Annotated in this window: 21 protein-coding genes; 15 read left to right on the top strand and 6 right to left on the bottom strand. The window is 66.9% G+C overall.

Annotation, left to right across the window (positions count from 1 at the left end):
• Positions 1–226: 226 nt before the first annotated feature.
• On the bottom strand, positions 227–835 hold the full coding sequence (locus ETD86_RS31830) for an MFS transporter (protein ID WP_342779323.1): 609 nt from the start codon (positions 833–835) through the stop codon (positions 227–229).
• A gap of 429 nt (positions 836–1,264) precedes the next feature.
• On the opposite strand from ETD86_RS31830, the gene ETD86_RS31825 reads away from it, so the two are divergent.
• The 6 genes from ETD86_RS31825 to ETD86_RS31800 all read left to right on the top strand — a co-directional run bounded on the left by ETD86_RS31825 (position 1,265) and on the right by ETD86_RS31800 (position 7,049).
• Entirely contained in the window at positions 1,265–2,212 is a 948-nt protein-coding gene (locus ETD86_RS31825) for a sugar ABC transporter substrate-binding protein (protein WP_170223381.1), read from the top strand.
• A 107-nt stretch (positions 2,213–2,319) separates the two neighbouring features.
• On the top strand, positions 2,320–3,255 hold the full coding sequence (locus ETD86_RS31820; RefSeq protein WP_170223380.1) for an ABC transporter permease: 936 nt from the start codon (positions 2,320–2,322) through the stop codon (positions 3,253–3,255).
• Positions 3,252–4,019, top strand: coding sequence for an ATP-binding cassette domain-containing protein (locus tag ETD86_RS31815; protein WP_138670351.1), 768 nt, complete (start codon positions 3,252–3,254; stop codon positions 4,017–4,019). Before ETD86_RS31820 ends, ETD86_RS31815 begins: the two co-directional genes overlap by 4 nt.
• A 195-nt stretch (positions 4,020–4,214) precedes the next feature.
• Positions 4,215–4,910: a TetR/AcrR family transcriptional regulator gene (locus ETD86_RS55580; protein ID WP_170223379.1), complete on the top strand. Its 696-nt coding sequence runs from the start codon at positions 4,215–4,217 to the stop codon at positions 4,908–4,910.
• 473 nt (positions 4,911–5,383) lie between these two features.
• Entirely contained in the window at positions 5,384–5,677 is a 294-nt protein-coding gene (locus ETD86_RS31805) for a hypothetical protein (protein WP_138670350.1), read from the top strand.
• 100 nt (positions 5,678–5,777) lie between these two features.
• Complete coding sequence (locus ETD86_RS31800; RefSeq protein WP_138670348.1) at positions 5,778–7,049, top strand: acyl-CoA dehydrogenase family protein; 1,272 nt, start codon at positions 5,778–5,780, stop codon at positions 7,047–7,049.
• Positions 7,050–7,317: 268 nt separating this feature from the next.
• Here ETD86_RS31800 and ETD86_RS59315 read toward each other — a convergent pair whose 3' ends face one another.
• Positions 7,318–7,440 (bottom strand): hypothetical protein, encoded by a 123-nt coding sequence (locus ETD86_RS59315; protein ID WP_281286993.1) that lies wholly within the window; start codon positions 7,438–7,440, stop codon positions 7,318–7,320.
• Between the two features lie 166 nt (positions 7,441–7,606).
• Between ETD86_RS59315 and ETD86_RS31795 the strand changes: the two genes are divergently transcribed.
• On the top strand, positions 7,607–8,632 hold the full coding sequence (locus tag ETD86_RS31795; protein ID WP_170223378.1) for an MFS transporter: 1,026 nt from the start codon (positions 7,607–7,609) through the stop codon (positions 8,630–8,632).
• Positions 8,620–8,973, top strand: a complete 354-nt coding sequence (locus ETD86_RS31790; protein ID WP_138670344.1) for a hypothetical protein — start codon at positions 8,620–8,622, stop codon at positions 8,971–8,973. Before ETD86_RS31795 ends, ETD86_RS31790 begins: the two co-directional genes overlap by 13 nt.
• A 30-nt stretch (positions 8,974–9,003) precedes the next feature.
• Here ETD86_RS31790 and ETD86_RS59310 read toward each other — a convergent pair whose 3' ends face one another.
• From ETD86_RS59310 to ETD86_RS57330, 3 genes are all read right to left on the bottom strand, one after another.
• Positions 9,004–9,246 carry an aldehyde dehydrogenase family protein gene (locus ETD86_RS59310; RefSeq protein ID WP_211370445.1) on the bottom strand — a complete coding sequence of 81 codons (243 nt, stop codon included), beginning with the start codon at positions 9,244–9,246 and terminating at the stop codon, positions 9,004–9,006.
• Positions 9,247–9,769: 523 nt separating this feature from the next.
• The gene (locus ETD86_RS31780; protein WP_211370444.1) at positions 9,770–10,345 is read right to left on the bottom strand and encodes a flavin reductase family protein; all 576 of its coding nucleotides are present in this window, start codon (positions 10,343–10,345) and stop codon (positions 9,770–9,772) included.
• Positions 10,346–10,380: 35 nt separating this feature from the next.
• Entirely contained in the window at positions 10,381–10,761 is a 381-nt protein-coding gene (locus ETD86_RS57330; protein WP_211370443.1) for an acyl-CoA dehydrogenase family protein, read from the bottom strand.
• Positions 10,762–11,158: 397 nt separating this feature from the next.
• Here ETD86_RS57330 and ETD86_RS31770 point away from each other — a divergent pair, with 397 nt between their 5' ends.
• Positions 11,159–11,854, top strand: coding sequence for a TetR/AcrR family transcriptional regulator (locus ETD86_RS31770; protein ID WP_138670341.1), 696 nt, complete (start codon positions 11,159–11,161; stop codon positions 11,852–11,854).
• A 583-nt stretch (positions 11,855–12,437) separates the two neighbouring features.
• On the opposite strand, the gene ETD86_RS60245 is transcribed toward ETD86_RS31770, so the two are convergent.
• On the bottom strand, positions 12,438–12,677 hold the full coding sequence (locus tag ETD86_RS60245) for a TetR/AcrR family transcriptional regulator (protein ID WP_170223377.1): 240 nt from the start codon (positions 12,675–12,677) through the stop codon (positions 12,438–12,440).
• Positions 12,678–12,834: 157 nt separating this feature from the next.
• Between ETD86_RS60245 and ETD86_RS31760 the strand changes: the two genes are divergently transcribed.
• The 6 genes from ETD86_RS31760 to ETD86_RS31735 form a co-directional block, all read left to right on the top strand.
• Positions 12,835–13,389, top strand: coding sequence for a flavin reductase family protein (locus tag ETD86_RS31760; RefSeq protein ID WP_138670339.1), 555 nt, complete (start codon positions 12,835–12,837; stop codon positions 13,387–13,389).
• Between the two features lie 112 nt (positions 13,390–13,501).
• On the top strand, positions 13,502–14,839 hold the full coding sequence (locus ETD86_RS31755) for an acyl-CoA dehydrogenase family protein (protein WP_138670337.1): 1,338 nt from the start codon (positions 13,502–13,504) through the stop codon (positions 14,837–14,839).
• Positions 14,836–15,357: a nuclear transport factor 2 family protein gene (locus tag ETD86_RS31750; protein WP_138670335.1), complete on the top strand. Its 522-nt coding sequence runs from the start codon at positions 14,836–14,838 to the stop codon at positions 15,355–15,357. The genes ETD86_RS31755 and ETD86_RS31750 overlap by 4 nt, the downstream gene beginning before the upstream one ends.
• 2 nt (positions 15,358–15,359) lie before the next feature.
• A complete protein-coding gene (locus ETD86_RS31745) occupies positions 15,360–15,974 on the top strand; it encodes an NADPH-dependent FMN reductase (protein WP_138670333.1) in 615 nt (204 codons plus the stop codon).
• A gap of 165 nt (positions 15,975–16,139) precedes the next feature.
• Positions 16,140–17,393, top strand: a complete 1,254-nt coding sequence (locus tag ETD86_RS31740; RefSeq protein WP_170223376.1) for an acyl-CoA dehydrogenase family protein — start codon at positions 16,140–16,142, stop codon at positions 17,391–17,393.
• Positions 17,394–17,587: 194 nt separating this feature from the next.
• The coding region (locus tag ETD86_RS31735) for an MFS transporter (protein ID WP_211370442.1) at positions 17,588–18,259 on the top strand (672 nt) is incomplete at its 3' end.

The raw sequence follows: 18,259 nt of genomic DNA, 5'->3' as shown, positions 1-18,259 counted from the left end.
TTGATCCAAGCCATAGGGCTGTCCAGGCGGGGCATGAGGCCGCCGACCAGCAGGAGGCCCGCGCCATCAAGCGTTGGCAGGTTGTTTCCGCAGCGTCATGTTCGCGTAGATCCTTCCGTCGTGAACGTAGGCGCTCATGCACCGCCGATAGTGAAGGTGGGTGAGGATGGCGTCTGTCGTGCGACCTGTCCCATAAGGGCCGACAGCAAAGACACTGAGCTGCAGGTCAAGCAGCACGTTGATACCCGTCCCCGGACGGCAATGGCAGTCGGCCGCTGAACCGGCCCGTCACACGCGGCGCCGTCGGCTCCGAGATGAGGAACATGGCCGTTGGGATCGCCACGAGTGCGATCATCGCAGCCACGAGTAGGTAGGCTCCCTTCCATCCGAGGCCGGCGCCGCCGCTGATCAGCCACTGGAACACGGGCGAGAACACGGCGGCGGCCACGCCGGAGGCGAGGCCGCCGAGGGCGAATCCGATGCCCTTGTGCTGCGGCAGCCAGGTCGAGATCACCTTGAAGACGACAGCGAGACCTGCCATGAAGCCGAACGTGGACGCCAGGATCAGCACGACCGCCAGCACCGGCACGCTGGACCCGCATACCGGGATGAGGGCCGTCAGCGCGGCGTAGAGGGCAGCGGAGGGAATCGCGACCCTGCGTGCGCCCAGTCGATCCACCCAACGGCCCGCGAAGGGCAGGATGATCGGCCCGATCAGCAGTGGGAGGGTGACGAACACGAGAATGCCGTCGGACATGGCGGCACCTGTGTCCTTGGCGAACGACGGCGTTGCAGTCATCGAAGCACCATCACCTCCGCGCCGTGCACTGGACAGTACAGTACATGTTAGAGATGGAAAGATGAATAGGTCTCCTTACTGGGCGAGATCATTAACGGAAACTGTACTGTACTGTACAGTCCAGTTCATGTTGTAAGGCCGACCAGTGCGTCAGGGGCGGCGCGGCCGGCCCCGGCCATCGGCGATCGGGGCCAGGGGCCTTCCTTGGGGGATCGGTTCGCGGTCTCCTTCGCCTATTGAGTCTGGCGAATGCCCAGGATTTTGATCAACGGGTTTCTTGTTGATCGGATCGTTCATGGAGGATCCGACTCCCCCCGCGGAATCGCCGCGGCGCTCTGGCATAAAACTGCACTGCACTGTACGGTGCAGCCGTCTCGCGCCAGTCGCAGGAATGTGTTGTCAGTCACAATACTGGACGGTACAGTACGGAATCCGCTCCGCTCTCAGGTCCCTAAAGGAGCTTCGATGAAGAAATCGCAGTACACGGCCGTCGCCGGACTCGGCGTGGCCGCGCTCGCCCTTGCTGGTTGCACCGGCACCACAACGCCGTCCACGGGTGCCACGTCGAAAGCGGGTGCCACGATCGCGTTCTCCACGGTCTCGACCCAGATCCCGTTGATCACGTCGCTCTCCGACAAGGTGTCGGACTATCTCGGCGGCTCGGGCTACAAGGTCACCGTGCAGGACTCGGCATTCGACCCCGTGAAGCAGGGGCAACAGCTTGAGCAGGCGGCGAACTCCGGCTCCATCGCCGGCGCGTGGATCTTCCCGGTCGCGGCCGAGTCGCTCACCTCGACGCTGAAGATGTTCCAGTCGAAGAAGATCCCGGTCGTCGTGGACGGGGGCCCGTCTGACTTCGGTCTGCAAGGTGCTCAGCCCGGCATCGTCTTCGTGGCCTCGGACTTCAAGAAGTACGGCCAGACCATCGGCGACGAGGCGGCGAAGTGCGCCGTCAAGGCGGGCGCCACCCAAGCGCTGTCGCTCAGGGCATCCGAGACCGCAGCAGGGTCGGTCGCGGTGCGTGACTCGATTGGCGCGGCGTTCAGTGCCGGTGCCCCGGACACGCAGGTCGTCGGCACGGCCGTGGCCTCTGATCTCGCTTCGGCGCAGACCAAGGTCTCCCAGTTGCTCATCGCCCATCCGGACGCCTCGGTCGTCATCGCGGCGACCGACGAGACCGCGCTCGGCGCCGTCAACGCCTACGCCGCGGCCGGCAAGACCCCGGCGTGCATCATCGCCGGCGGTGGCGGCCCCGACCTCATGGCGGCCAAGCAGGCCGGTAAGGTCACTGCGGTCGTCGCCTGGGACTACGGCGCGGAGGCTGAGAAGGCCGGCGCCGACCTCATTCGCCTGCTCAGCGACCCCACGTCGGACGGCGGAGTGTTCACTACGCCGATCAACGTCACCAAGTAGGTGATCCGATCGTGACCATGACCGGATCCGTGCACCAGCTCTCGCGGAGCAAGAGACTTCCCGCCAAGGTTCGCGGACTCATCCTCGTCCGCGACCAGGGTCTCCTCATGCTCTGGATCGCCATCGTCATCTTGTTCGCCTACCTCGCGGCTCCGTACTTCTTCACCGTTGCCACGGGAATCGCGATGCTGAATTCGGCCTCAATAGCCTCGATTTACGCCGCAGGGCTCGCGGTCGGTGTGATGACCGGCGTATTCGATCTCTCCGTACCGGGCACGGCGGCTCTTGCGGGCGTCGTCACCGCTCTGCTCCTCAGGGCGGGAGTACCGGTCTGGGCGGCGATCCTCGCAGGCCTGCTCATCGGCGTCCTCGTCGGCATCGTGAACGCGCTGATCGTGATCAAGGGCTTCGACCCCCTCATCGTCACGATCGCCATGCTCTCGGTGCTGAGCGGGACATCGCTCATCCTCGCCGGCGGCAACAACGTGTCCGGACTTCAGGGTCTCACGTTCATGGGGACGCAGACCTATCTTTGGATACCGGCCCCCGTCTACATCGCGCTCGCTCTGTTCCTAGTGCTCACCGTCTTTCTGAAGACGACCCGGGCTGGCATGCGACTGCTCGCCGTCGGCGGCAACGCCGAGGCGGCACGCCGCGTCGGGATCCCCGTGAGCCGCTACCGGGTGCTCGGCTTTTCGATCTCCGCGCTGTGCGCCGCACTTGGCGGCATCGTCACCAGCGCTTATGTCACGACCGCGTCACCCGGAGCGAGCGTGAGCATCGTCTTCGACGGGATGACCGCGGTCGCGCTGGCCGGCATCCCCTTCATCGGCGGCCGCGGCAGCCTTCCACGGGTGGCCCTCGGCGCGATCGTGGTCGCGACGATCTCCACTGGCCTGCTCCTCACCGGTGTGCAGACGTACTGGTCGTCGATCGCCACCGGCGTTCTGCTCGTCGGGGGTCTCGCGCTCAATATGTGGACGAGTCGGACGGCGACCAATCTGCTGCTCACCGGGGATACAGGGAAGCGAGCCGTGGAATGAGGAACGAACGAGCATTCGAGCTCGAATCCATCACCGTGCACTACGGACACGCGCGAGCCCTTGAGGACGTCGATCTCCATGTGGCCGAAGGCGAGGTCGTCGCACTCCTCGGCGACAACGGCGCGGGTAAGTCCACCCTCTTGAAGGTGATGTCCGGCGCACATCGGCCAACCGCCGGCCGAATCCATGCGCATGGCGCCGAAGTGGATTTCAGATCACCCAAGGACGCTGCGGCCGCGGGCGTGCAGATGGTCTACCAGGACCTCGCTCTCGTCGACGCGATGGACATTGCCGCCAACCTGTCGCTCGGCCGAGAGCATGTGGTCAAGGGACCACTCGGCCGGCTCGGCGTCCTCGACCGCCGCAGGATGCGGAAGGAGTCGCAGGCAGAGCTCGACGCGCTCGGCGTGCGCACCGCTCCCATGACACGGCCGGTCGAGCTGCTCTCAGGGGGTCAGCGACAGGTGGTCGCGATCGCGCGGGCCGCCGCCCGCCTCGGCGAGCGGGGAGTCCTGCTCCTGGACGAACCGACCGCCGCGCTCGGGCACGAGCAGACCGAACTCGTCGAGGACCTCATCCGCGCACTTGCCGTGAAGGGAACCGCCATCGTGATCGTCACGCACAACCTGCCGCTCGCGATGGCCGTCTCGGATCGTGTCGTGGTCCTCAACCGGGGCCGGAAGGTCGGTGACATCGCGACGAGCCTCGCCGATCAGGATCGCGTCGTGAGCTGGATTACCGGTGCCGCCGTCCAAGGCGACTAGAAGACTGCTGGAATCCCGGGTTCTGGGCCCGCCGCTTACGCGGCGGGGCCTGGATTTTCAGCGGTCTTCCAGCCGAAGTGGCTTTGTGGGTGAGGGCCACGGCGATGATCGCCGATGTGGGTCCAGGCAGGGAGGGTTTGGCGGGCATCTGTCATGCTGAGTGCACTGTCGCGGGAGACCCAGTGAGGAGCGAACATGCCGAGCGCCCGTAGGCACGGGAAGGCCACCAAGCGGGACGCGATCCTCGGGGCGGCCGTCGAGCTGCTCCTCGCGGGCGGCTATGAGAACACCTCGATGGATGCCGTGGCGGCGGCGGCCGGCGTCTCCAAGACGACGGTCTACGCGCACTTCGCCGACAAGTCCGAGATCTTCGAGGCCGTCATGCGCAAGGCCTCGGCGGATTTCCGGGCGGATCTCGAGGCGGCGTTGCAGCGCGTGCGGGGTGACAACCCCGCCGACCGGATCGCGACCGCGCTCGTCGAGATCCTGAAGGCGGCCACCGCGCCGCAGTTCGTCGCCTACTTCCGCTTGCTCGTCACCGAGAGCGAGCGACGTGTCCAGCTCAACGAGGTCTTCGAGGACGCGCGGGTCTCCGGTCCGGACGTGGTCGGCGTGGTCGCGACGCTGCTCGAGGCCGAGGCGAAGGAGAGCGGGTACGAGATCGTCCACCCGGAGCGGTTCGCCACCATCCTGCTCCGCCTGGTGGTGTCGGGAACGCAACTGGATCTGCTCATCTCGGACTTCCGGCCGGATGCGGATCTCCTGGAGACGCACGTCCGTTTCGTCGTCCGGATGTTCCTCCAGGGGATTCGCCCTGGCCCCGGCGCGCGGCACGCGGAGCTTCCGACAGGTTATGACTACCCCTGGGGACCCGAACTGCAGCGCATGTGATCCCCTCCTGGAGCACCGCTGACCGCTGGGCGGACAGCCGTGAAATGCCGGCCTCAGGCGGGACCCGGTAGCCAGGGACAGGCGTAGGTCTCCGGTGGGCGCGGCGTCTCAGCGCCGTCCTCGCGGGGACGGATACTGTGCAGAAAGACGGATACCGTGCAGAAAGAGCGCCGTCACCCATTCCGCATGCGTCTGGAAGCGCCCGGTCATAGCGGATCTGGGGGCGCAGGAGCGAGTCCATCTTCAATGGAGCGCGTCGCGGTCCTCACCCTCGACCGCGACCATCAGCCGAGCCATCGGCCGGTTCTTCGCCGACCCGCCCGAATGGATCAAAGTGGTCGCCTTCATCAGCCACGACCTCGCCGTCGTGCGACACGTTGGATGCCCGTTCGGCTTCACAGAGATCAGCCGAAGTCGTTGACAAAATTGCACTGTACGGTACAGTCCGATGTTATCGAGTCCACATCGGAAACGTGACCGAAGTCGTGTGTGATGCCGGTTTTTCGCTGGTGCTCGGCGGATGGGTCCGCAGGCGTGAGGAGTTCTTCGATGCGCTGTCCCTGTCGGCGACAGCCGAGGCGACCGCGATGAAGCGCCTGGTCATCGACTTCGAAGCGGCACTCGCACGGCTGGTGTTGAGCCGTCAGGCCGAAGATCAGGTCGACCGCACCCTCGAAGAGTTCCTCGTCGAGGACTACGTCCAGCACGATCCGAACGTGCCCGGCAACGGGCGGGCAATCTTGGCTGGCCGGCCAACACCTAGATGAACACCAACGGTCGCAGCCCGGCAGTCGGCGCACTCCGAGCTGCGCCGCTGATGAGTGATTTGGGAGAGGCAAGATAAACCAGCCGGACGTCACAGAGGTCATGAACCCCGCCGCGCCGCACGTTCCGGAGCGAGAGTCGGAGTTCCTGAGCGAGACCGGGCGACGGATCCGGGACGAAATCAGGGATCTCATCCCGGTCCTCCGCGCGAACGCCGCGGAGGGCGAAAGGATCGGGGCGCTCACACCGGAGACGCTCAAGGCCGTGAGCGACGTGGGTGTCTTCAAGCTCACGCTTCCCGCCGAGTACGGTGGCACGGCTCTGGGCGCCCGGGACATCACCGAGATCGTCACGGCCCTGGGGAGCGGCGACGCCGCCGTCGGCTGGCTGGCGATCGTCGCCACCGCGACGCGGATGAGCCTCGCGTACCCCGAGCGGACAGTCGAAGAGGTGTTCCGGGATGCCAGGACCTGGGACGGGCCGATCATCATCGGCGCCTCGTTGCTGTCACCCGTGGTAGGTAAGGCGCGGAAGGTCGACGGCGGCTGGATGATCAGCGGCAAGTGGACCTTCGGGAGCGGATCGAGGCACGCGGCCTGGGCCACGGTCGGCGTCGAGTACACCTCCGAAGACGGAGGTCGGCGCCGCGCGATGGCGCTGATGCCGCGCGACGAGTTCCGGATACTCGACGACTGGCATGTGATGGGTCTGATGGGCACCTCCAGCAACAGCATCACGACTCTCGACGAGGAGGGATTCGTTCCCGAGCACCGGGTCTTCGACATGGCGGACGTCCCGCGCATGGTGGACACCTTGCGTGGCCGCTATGACGGCCTCGGGTTCAAGCTCGGAACGTTCGGGTCGATGCTGCTCACACCGACCATCTTCGCGGCGTTGGCGCTCGGGATGGCCGAGGGTTGTCTCGAGTGCTTCACGGAGCAGGCCAGGCATCGCAAGCCGTTCAACCTGCCCTACCCGACTGTCGCGGACATGCCGTCAGTCCAGGTGACCGCCGGCAAGGCGCGCGCGGCGATCAATGTCGCACGGGCGACGATCCACCAATACGCCGACGAACTGGACCGCCGCGCGCTACGCGACGAAGATTTCACCCCGTTCGACGAACCGAAGATCACGATGGACTTGGTCTTCACGATCCACATGCTGGCGCAGGCGATCGATGCGCTTCAGCTCGCGCTCGGCTCGTCGACGGTCGACCTGGCCAACCCGATTCAGCGGTTCGTCCGCGAGATCCGGGTTCTGGCGACGCATGGGGCGCTTCGGCTCGACCCGATGGCGGAGATCAACGGCCGGGAGATCCTGGGAACCGAGCCGTTCATGAAAATGTCCGGCTTCGAACCCCCGGCCGGGCGCTGACATGACCAGAAGGAGAAGGGGCATGTCACCACCCTTGCCACGCGCTTCTCGGCTCTGCTTGGCGATGGCCGCCATGGGGGCAGTGGTCATGACGAGCGCGTGTGGCTCCTCCGGCGGCGACGGGAGTTCGTCTTCGACAACCGTGTAGATCGGGCTCGATGCCGACCCGGCACCGTTCAGCTACATCCTCGGCACTCGCTTCGGGGATCTCCAGGACGGCGATCGTGTGATCGCCTGCCGGGAACTCGGCGTGCAGGGTGCAGTCGGATCAGCAGACCGCCCCTTGGAGGAACAGTGCTCCGTCGTCGCTCTCCCAGGTGACGGCGGAGAATCGGTCTCCTTCCTTCGCCGCGAGCGCGCGGCAGGTGTCCTGCCGGTCCTCGGCTAGCACACGGGAAGGGTCTCCAGGAGCCTGGTGAGTTCCGGCATGCCCCCTAAGGTGCCACTTGCGCGACCGGCGGCTCACCTGGCGACGTCTCCCGAGCAGATTCTTGACGACAAGCGTACTGAACCGTACAGTCCGATTTCACGCCCATCACTGTGGCGCAGGTTACTGCGTGAAGAAGGTCGCGATGTCCCACCCAGATCCGGATCTGGCCCCTCCCACCCCCGTCCTCGATTCCGGGGAAACCGGCACGCGTTCGCTGCGGACGTACCTCTCCTCCATGCGCATCTATCCCGCACAAGCGTGGAAGGCGGCGATCGCCTGCGTGCTCGCGATGGCGCTGAGCCCGGCCGCGCTCGTCGCCACCATCACCTTCCTCGTCGGGCCGATCTCCGCGGACTACGGCTGGTCCCGCGCCGAGACGCTGTCGGTCCTTTCGCTGCCGCTGCTCGCCGGTCCGCTGATGCTGCCGCTGGCCGGCCGCTGGACCGACCGGTGGGGCGCCCGGGCGGTCGCGATCCCGGCTATGTTGCTCTACGGGCTGACGACCGCCGCGGTCATGGCCGCCGGAGGGGACAGGCTCCTGCTGATCCTGCCTCTGCTGGGCTCCACGGTGTTCGGTTACTTCGCCACCATGGGCGTCGTCTACAAGGTCGTGTCCGCCTGGTTCACCGAACACCGCGGCATCGCCTTCTCCCTGCTGATCGGTGGCTCGTCGAGCCTGGCGGGCGCCGTCCTGGCCCCGCTGTGCGAGACGTCCATCGACGCCGTGGGCTGGCGTGGTACCTATCTCCTGCTGGGAGCGGCGATCCTGCTCATCGGTTTCCCCGCCCAGATCTTCCTGCTCTCCGAACCCGAGGAGGTCGTCCGGGCGCGCGGCACCGGCCGGGCCGGAGGCGCGGAGGAGCCCGCACCGGAGCTGCCCGGGGCGCCGATGGGGGTCGCGTTGCGCTCGCGCACGTGGATCTTCATCATGGCGATCCTCGGGCTGGGGGCAAGTTCGATCGTGAGCGTGCGGCAAAATGCCGTTCCCTTGTTCGGCGAGCGCGGCTACTCCGAAGATCTGGTGGCCTTCTCCCTCTCCGCGCTGTTGATCTCCTCGATCGTCGGGCAGATCGTCGCCGGGCTGGTGCTGGACCGTGCGCGCACCCCCGGACCGTCGTCGTCTTCGCCGCCTGCATCCCGGTGGGCCTGTTGATCATGATCGGCTCCCACGGCACGGCCTGGTCGCTGTTCCTGGCCATGTGCTTGCTGGGCCTGGTCACCGGAGCCGAGACCACGATCGGCCCTTACCTGCTCGGCCGCTACTTCGGCCTGCGGAACTTCGCGCAGCTCCAGGGCCTGACCTTGGGCCTCCTCACCCTCCCCGTCGCCGTGGTGCCCGTCATGGCGCAGGGGGCCGGTGAAAAGGCCGGGACCTACACCGGCGTCCTGGTGGGCCTGACGGCCGTGAGCCTGATCCTCACCGTCATGGCCTACTACCTGCCCCGTTACCCCTCGTCCGCGCCGATCACGGACACCGCTCCGGCCCTCGACTGACGGTCGGCACCCGACCGCCCTGGTCGCCGGTCACCGGCGACCAGGGCCGGGATTTCCGGCGGCCAGGGCGGGTCCCAGCTTCCAGCTGACGAACATGACGGGGAAGTTCCACGGGACGATCTGCCCGATGACGCCCAGCGGCTCCGGCACGACGTGGTCGAGGAAGCCCGGTTCGACCGGGACCACTGTGCTCTGGAATTTGTCGGCCATTCCGCCGAAGTAGCGGAACGTCGCGGCGGTGCGCTGGACGTCGAGCCCGAGGGTGTCCCGCACCAGGTGGGCCGGTGTCGCGGGTCTCCAGCAGCGCGAGATTCTCCGCGGCGGCCACGGCGCGGTCGACGTCCTCCTGCTTCGCCTCGGCGAAGCAGTCGAGCGCTCCCCGTGCCATCCCCAAGGCGATCACGATGTTCGCGAGTGACGCGCAGAGCAGCAGTGCCAGACCGCGCTGCGCGAAGCCGGCGCCTGTGTGGCGGTCGCGCACCGGCTGCAGCCGCAGCGGGACGTCGGCGAGGTCAATGAAGCGGTGCGCCGGGACGAACACCTCGTCCTGCACGCGAAGGCTGTTGCTGGCCGATCCCGACAGACCCATGACGTCCCAGTCGTTGAGAATCTCGTACTGCTCCCGGCGGAGCGCGACCATTCGTTATAGATGTAAAGATGAATAGGTCGGGAAAAAGGGAGCGCGAGGTTGCCCAGAGGCGCCGGCGTCAACCCAGTTGGGAGTGCGGGACGTTGATCTCGGCGACGCCGTGCACGATGCCGAAGTGGCTCAGTGGATAAGGAGGTGGCAGCCCTCTCAGGCGGAGACAGCCGACCTGTCGCCGTCGTCGAGCCGCCGGAAGCGGCTTCCGTGGAAGACCAGGGGCTCGGCCGACGGCAGCGCCCACAGGCGATCTATCTCCAGCAGGGCGATGGTGTGGTCGCCCGCCGGGAGTTCGGTGCGGAGCGTGCAGGTATACCAGGTGACCGCCCCGGGAAGGACTACCGCTCCTTCTCCGGTCGTCTCCCAGTGCACCTCGGCGAACCGGGCCTCCTCTGCACCTGCCAGCGCGCGGCACACCGCACCCTGCTGCTCGCCCAGGACACTCAGGCCCAGCCGTGGCAGCTGCCTGAGCTTCGGCCAGGTACGGGACGAGGTCTGAAGGCACACCGAGACGAGGGGCGGAGCCAGCGATACGGAGGTGAAGGAGCTCACCGCCATTCCGACGGGACGATCGTCCACCATTCCGCACACCGCGATCACCCCGCTCGGGTAACAGCCGAACGCTTCCCGCAGGGCCCGCGCGTCCGTTGGCGCCACTGGTGTGGGCCGCGGCTCGAGGCCGGAGCCCGAATTCTTGAGCCCACGGGGCCCGTGCTCATTGATCGACATGGTCATCACTTCCTTCTCCCTATGCGGCGGTCAGCTCAGCCCACCTGGGGCACGCCACCGGCGAACATGGGAAACGGTTCGAGTCCGAGGAGCGGGCGGCCGCTGAGCTCAGCTAACGGGTCGAAGCGGATCGCGCCATGGGTGGCCAGCACGCGCACGTCCCGCGCGAAGCGCTGGATCGGGTTCTTCAAGCTCACCGTGGAGGAGCCGATGGCGAGTTGGAGCTTGTCGATGGCGTCCGCGCACAGCCGCACCGCGTAGACGAGGTCCATCGTGATCTCGGACTCCTCGGCGCCCGTGAACTCGATCCCGGCCAGGGCGCGGCGGTCCACCTCGTCGGCATGGCCGAGGATGGTCGCCTCCACCGCGTTGATCATCGCGCGGGCCGTACCGGCGGCCACCTGGGTCGACGGCATGTCCGCCGGATCGTGTACTGCTCGCGGCTCAGCAGTGCCATCGCCCGGCCTGGCCGGCCTTCCGAGTCCTCGTAGGTCACGCCCACGGCCGCCGAGGCCGCGTGCTTGCAGCCGCTGCCGATCGCCCACTTCCCGGAAACCAGCCACCCGCCGTCCGCCCGGCGGGCCGATCCCACGCTTGTGGAGAACACGGAGGCACCGACGACCAGAGGACCGATCCAGGTGTCGATCTCCTTGAGGGGGTCGGAGAGGGCGGCCTGCTCATGAGGGCTCCTTCACAGCTCAACTGGACTGCACTGTTCAGTACAGTTGAACCGTACGGTAGGGTTCAGTGAAAGGTCAAGAGATGAGATGTGTACCGGCTCTGACCGTGGCCGGGGACTCGGCGAGGAGCGAGATGGCTGAACAGGAGCGTCCCCAGCGCGCGGGTGGGCGGAGCAAGCGGGGATCCATTCTCGACGCCGCCGTCGAGCTGTTCCTCGAATTCGGCTTCGATCAAACCTCGATGGATGCCGTGGCGGCGCAGGCCGGTGTCTCGAAGACGACCGTCTACGCCCACTTCGGCGACAAGTTGGAGCTGTTCCGTGCGGTGATCGCCCGCGGAGGAGCCTCCCTCGACTTCGATCTGGATCAGACGATGCTCGCCTCCGTCGACGATCCCCAGGAGAGGCTGGCGCGCATCGTCCTGAAGCTCCTCCAGGCCACGACCGCCCCGAACTATCTGGCCTTCATTCGCGTCCTGACTGTCGAGGCGGCCCGCCGCCCCGAGCTGACCGAGGCGATTCGGTCCCTCGGCGTACCCCATGTCGTCGATCTGGTGGCCGTGGCGCTCCGCGAGGATGCGCGGCAGCGCGGCTATGTCCTTCCCGACGTGGAGGCCTACGCCGGACTGTTCGTGCGCATGACGGTGGCCGCACCGCAGATGGACGCGCTGTTGGATCTGGAGGCCGACCGTGACCCGGTCCACTTCGAGGCGTACGCCCGGTGGGCGACGGCCATCTTCCTGCGGGGCCTGCGCGCCGGCGACCTGCCGGATGCCCCCGATTCTGCGATCAGTCAGGTCTTCCCCTGGCTGTCGCGGGCGAACTCCTGACACGTGCCGGGCGCGGGAGGCGAGACCTTCAGCGCCACGGCGTTCCTGAGCACTCCTGCGGGATGCTCCGACACCGCACGCTATGACCTCTGCGCTCTACCTCCGGGGCGGCATGCGGGCCTCTTGATCGATGGATTGCACTGGATCGTACAGTTCGTCAATCGGAGTCCACTCGGCGCCTTCAGGGAGCCACTGGCAGCACGAGACCGCCCCGTCCGCTCGTGACCGGTGCGGAGTGCACCACCGGACCGTGCCTCTGGGGTGCTACTTCGGTATGCGGGCCTTCGCTCAGATCCAGGGCATCACGCTGGGCATCGTCACCCTCGCCGGCATCGGACTCTTTCCGGTGCCGGCACAGGGAGCCGCGGAGAGCACAGGTGGATACACCGCGACGCTCATCGCGCTCACCGCCGGAGGCCTGATCGTCCTTGTCCTGTCGCTTCGCTCTTCCTGCCGCGCTATCCGAGTCCCGCCAAAGCCCGGACGTCAGCGAGCCGGAACCCGGCCGCGCCGATGACCGCATAGGGAACTTGTAACAGCTAGTAGGGCCACGCCGTGTGGCAAGCCGAGGGATCGGATGACCTCAGTCAGCTCGGGACGACGGACCGCCTCGGCGACCATGATTCGCAAGAAGGCCAGGAACTGCGGGGCCGCGCTCGGCCACGGCGTGGAAGAGCTCGACCTTGTCGCCGAAGTGGGCATCGACGGTCGTCTTGGAGACGCCGGCGCGGCCGGCCGCATCCATCGAGGTCCCATCGAATCCGCCGGCCAGGAACGGCTCGACCTCCGCGTCGAGTACGGCCTCTCGTTTGCCCTGGGACACCGTCCTGCGCGGCGCCGCCTGGTGGGCCTGCCCAGCCGTCTAGCTTGTCGTCACAACCCACCACCTCTTGACGTGATTTGGGCCCTACCGTATGGTTCAAATCGCACTGAACGGTACAGTCCAGTTGGCCGATATTGTCCGAGAGGGGAGGGGGCCGATGACCTTCCGGTGCCAACAGCAGGGTCTCGGCCAAGCCGCGAACCGCGCGCCAAGACTGGCGGCCACGCTGGACGCATCGACGCTGCGGGAGGCCTTCGGGAGCTTCCCTAGCGGAGTCACCGCCGTGTGCGGCGTGGTCGACGGTCGACCGCTCGGCATGGCGGTCAGTTCCTTCACCTCCGTGTCGCTTGAGCCGCCGATGGTGTCGGTCTGCCTGCAGCGCTCCTCCAAGACATGGGCACGGCTGCGGGGCTTGCCGTGGCTCGGGCTCAGTGTCCTGGCCGAGGACCAGGGGCCCTTGTGCCGAGCACTGGCCGGCCCCGAGCAGGACCGGTTCGCCGACTGTGCCTGGGAGGCCGGCGAGGACGGAGCGGTGTTTCTCCCCGGCGCCGTCACCTGGTACTCGTGCATCCTTCGCGGTGAGGTCCCCGCCGGCGATCACAACATCGCGCTGCTGGAAGTCGACCGCCTGTGGACCCAGTCGGCGACTGAGCCGCTGGTGTTTCATGGCAGCCGCTTCCGGCGGCTGGATGCCTCGCACACAAGAACCTGACGGGCTGTACGAGCCCGTCGCCTTCGTCAGTCATACGGCCCCGAGGCAGGTCTCTGCGCCGTTCAGTAAAACGAAATGCTTCCCATTCGATGAATGGCCTAGGAGGTCACCGATGAACCAGGCCGCCCCGGCCGCACCCCTTCCGCCGCCTCTGAACTTGCCTCCCGTGCCGATCGGTCGAATCGAATCGCCGTGGATCACGGATCGGGGTCGGGAGATCGAGGGGAAGGTGCGCGAGCTGCACTCGCTCATCCGCGAGGATGCCGAGGAGAGCGAGCGGATCGCCGCTCTGACGCCGCGCGTCCTCGAGGCGCTCGATGGCGCCGGTATCTACAAGATGACCCAGCCGATCGAATGGGGCGGCTATGCCCTCGGCGCCCGCGATCTCGTCGAGATCATCAGCGCGCTTGGAGAGGCGGATGGTTCCGCGGGCTGGGCCGCGTTCGTCGGCGTCGGGATCAAGAACCTCCTCTGCCTCGAATCGGAGGCGATCGAGGAGGTGCGCATCGACACCGCCGGCTGGGTCGGCCCCGCGATCGTCGGCGCGAGTGTCTTCGCGACGAACGTCGGTCGCGGTCGCAAGGTCGACGGTGGCTGGGAGGTCACCGGGCGCTGGGCGTTCGGCAGCGGTTGCAAGCATGCGAAGTGGGCCCTCGTCGGCGTCGAGTACGACCCGTCCACTCACCCGGGCTCCGGTCGCGGAGTCGTCCTGCTCCAGCGGCCCCAGTACGAGATCCTCGACGACTGGAATGTCATGGGGCTGTCCGGCACCGGGAGCAACAGCCTCAGGGTTGCCGAACCGGTCTTCGTGCCCGGCCATCGGTTCCTCGACCTCGCCGAGTACCCGCTGCGCTTCCAGCACGTCCGGGACCACTACGCCGGTCCCGCATACCAGCAGCGCGGACTTGCCCTCCTCATCTCCGCCTCGCTGGCCGACATGGCGATCGCGCTCGGCATGGCCCGTGGCGCACTCAAGGAGTTCGGCATCCAGGCGGCTAAGCGCAAGCCATTCAGTCTCCCGTATCCCACTGTCGCTGACATGGCGAGCGCGCAGGTCGCCGCCGGCAAGGCGCTTGCCATGACGAATGTCGCGGCTACGACGATCGAGTCGGTCGCGGATCAACTCGACGCGCGCACCGCGGCCGGTCTCGACTTCTCGCCCGAGGAGGAAAGCGAGATCAGCCTCAATCTCGCCTGGGCCGCCAATATGTGCGAGGAGGCCATCAATCTTCTCCAGAAGACGATCGGGTCCTCGACGATGGCGCTCTCGAACCCGATCCAGCGCTTTGTCCGCGACGTCCGCGTCCTCACCTCCCACGGTGCGATCCGCGTCGACCCGCAGGCCGAGCAGAACGGTCGACGGGTCGTCGGGCTCGAGCCGTTCCCCATGTTCGGCGGTGCCGTACCCGAGCGCCGCGCAGAGCCCCAAAAGGAAGGACATCGCCCATGAGCGGATTCACGATAGTCAACGGCATCGCGGAGATCAGTGATCCTGCGATCTACGCCAACTGGCTCGACAACGAGGAGTTCAAGGCCGCGGTCGCGGCCGACCCATCGCCGGAGCGCACTGCGATCAAGCGGTTGCTCATCGAGTTCGAAGCCGACCTGTCCCGGATGGTCCGCGACAACGCGGTGCAGGAGCGGGTCGTCGAGGTGATGACGAAGTACATCGCCGAGGACTACATCCAGCGCGACCCGAACACGCCCGGCAACGGCCGCGACAACCTCATCGAGCACTTCCGGCGTGTGCCCATCGACGGTTCGACGCCGCCACCAGTGGTGGGCGTCATTCTCGACGGAGACGTCGCCTGCCTCATGATGCGCGAACTCGCACCCGATCCGGTCGTGCCCGGCGCGACGTACGAGTGGAACATCCTCACGGTCTTCCGCGTCCAGGACGGCAAGCTCGCCGAGCATTGGAGTACCTTCCGCAAGGTGGTCCCCGGGCAGAACCCGATGGGGGACTGAGCATGCCGAAGCTGCAGATCATCGTCGGGAGCACCCGACCTGGTCGCATCGCGAAGCCGATCGCCGACTGGGTCTACGACCGAGCCGTCGCCGACGGACGCTTCGAGGTCGAGCTCGTCGACATCGCCGACTACGAATTGCCGGTGCTCGACGAGCCGCATCATCCGGTGCTCGGGAAGTACGAGAACAAGCACACGCAGCGGTGGGCGTCGAAGATCCGGGAAGCGGACGCATTCGTCTTCGTCGCCCCCGAGTACAACTACGGGCCGTCGGTTGCGCTGCTCAATGCCTTCAACTACCTCGGCCGTGAATGGACGTATGCGCCAGTCGCGTTCGTCAGCTACGGCGGCATCGCCGGGGGCCTCCGAGCGGTTCAGGCCATGAAGCAGATCGTCACGACCGTTCGCATGATGCCGATTCCCGACGGAGTCGTTCTGCCGCTCGTGATGCAGCATCTCCAGACCGGCAAGTTCGTAGCGCCCGCCTCCGCGGAGCCGGCGGTCGGGCCCATGCTGACCGAGTTGCTGCGCTGGGTCGGCGCACTCCAGCCGCTGCGGGCCGAAGGCCCGCCGGCACCGATGCTTCCACCCGGTCCGCCGCCGGGACCTCGTCCCTGATCCAACTCGCCCCTGGACCACAGACAGTGATGTGAGCGACTGATGACCGCAGAAGCGACACCGTCCGTAGGCGGCCCCCCGCCGGGATTGCCGCCCCTGGGTGGCCCCTCGGCCACTGGGCCGAAGTTCCCCGAGTCGCCGCACCTCAGCGAGGTCGGGCGTCGGATGCGCGATGAGATCCTCGAACTGCTGCCGCTGTTGCGCGAGCATGCGGCCGAAGGCGAGGCGCTCGGAGCGCTCGCGCCGGCCACGCTCGAGGCGGTCGACCGCGTCGGTGCCTTCAAGGTCGCGATCCCGGTCGAGCTCGGAGGGTACGCACTGGGCGCACGAGACACTGCGGAGATCGTCAAGGCGCTCGGCCAGGGCGACGCCTCGGCGGCCTGGCTCGTGATCGTCTCAAGCGCAGGGAAGGGTGCGCTGGGCTTCGATCCGAAGGCCCGCGACGAGGTCTTCGCCGGCATCGACGACTGGGTCGGGCCGATCATGTTCGGCGCGACCGTCTTCGCCCCGAAGGTCGGCGACGGCCGGAAGGTCGAAGGCGGTTACCTGGTGAAGGGGAAGTGGTCCTACGGCAGCGGTAGCAAGCACGCCGCCTGGGGCTCGGTCGGTTTCGAGTACGACGACCCGGCAAGCGGAGAACGACGACGTGCGATGGGTATCCTCTCCCGCGACCAGTACGTGATCGTCGACGACTGGCACGTCCTGGGTCTCCAGGCGACGAGCTCGAACAGCATCCGAGCAGACCAGGAGGTCTTCGTCCCCGAGTACCGCGTCGTCCACACGAACGACCTCCTGCGACGGATGGATGGCCTGCGCGGTCAGTATTCCGGACTGGCCTTCAAGCACAGCTCGATCGGATCGATGGTCGCCAGCACCTGCTCCTTCGCTGCCCTCGCGATCGGGATCGCGCAGGGTGCCCTCGAGTCGTTCCTCGAACAGGCGGCGAAGCGGCCGCCGTTCAACCTCCCCTACAAGACGATGTCCGAGATGGCGTCGATCCAGGTCGTCGCGGGCAAGGCGCGTGCGGTCATCAATGCGGCCGACGCGGTGCTCTGGCGGCACGCCGACGAGATCGACCGTCGGGCGCTCGCGGGGGAGGACTTTCTGCCATGGGTTGAGCCCGAGATCACGATGGACCTGGTGCACCAGATCCACGAGTGTCTCCGCATGGTCGACGGCCTGCTGCTTGCGCTCGGCTCGTCGGCGGTCGCGCTCTCGAACCCCATCCAGCGTGCGGTGCGGGATATCCACGTCCTTGCGACCCATGGCGCATTCCGCGTGGACCCGATGGCCGAGATCAACGGACGAGACCTGTTCGGCCTCGAACCGTTCCCGATGATGGCGGCACTCAGCCCCCCGCCTCCCGGCACGGGTCCGTCGCACGGCCCGACGCCCGGGGGAGTGCCACCTCGCCCTTAGACCAACTGCGTCAAACAAGCATGATCATCACCAAGAGCTGAACAGCGCGTACGTCGACGTCGACGCCCGCTTCAATTGAGTGCAAGGGAACTCCGGTGTCTCAAAAGAATCCATCGGTGTCGACGGGGTCTGCCGCTACGCCGCGCCCGACCAACCCGATGCCGACGCACGACAGCGCTCCGCCGAAGCTCAGCTTGAAACAGTACGTCGGCGACTTCTTGAAGGCGCCCAGCCGAGCCAAGGCCGCACTGATCGGCACTCTGCTCCTCGTGGCCATCAGCCCTTCCGGCCTCGCGGCGCTCAGCGTGTTCGTCGTGCCGGCGTACGCGATGAAGACAGGCACGCCGCCGGCGGACGGGATCCTGCTCTTCCTCACCCTGCCGATCCTCCTCGGCCCGCTCCTCTTGCCGTATGCCGGACGCTGGGTGGACCGGCACGATGCTCGGCGCGTCGCTCTTCCCACGGTGATCCTCTACGCGATCGGCACGGCGTGCGTCCCGCTCGCTTCGGGGACGACCTGGCTGCTGGGAACGCTCCTCGTTCTCACGTCGATCTTCGGATTTTGTTCAAGTCTCGGCATCGCGTTCAAGGTCATCTCGGGGTGGTTTCCCGAGCACAACGGGATCGGATTCGGACTCATCGGGGCGGTGTCGAGTCTCGTCAGCGCCGTCACCTCCCCACTGTTCCAGTGGATCGTGAACGGCAACGCGCCGGTGACGCCGGGCGGGGGCGGTGACCTGCCCCCGGGTGTCTTCGCGGGGTTGGGTAGACCTGCGCAGCTACCGCCGACCGACTACGCAAACAGGCCGAACTCCTGCGCAAGGAAGCAGCCCAGTTACCAAGCTGAGCACGTTCCGTCAGCGGCC

This window comes from Nonomuraea turkmeniaca, from assembly GCF_005889735.1.
Lineage (GTDB): Bacteria > Actinomycetota > Actinomycetes > Streptosporangiales > Streptosporangiaceae > Nonomuraea > Nonomuraea turkmeniaca.
This window is presented reverse-complemented; position numbering and strand designations above follow the sequence as displayed.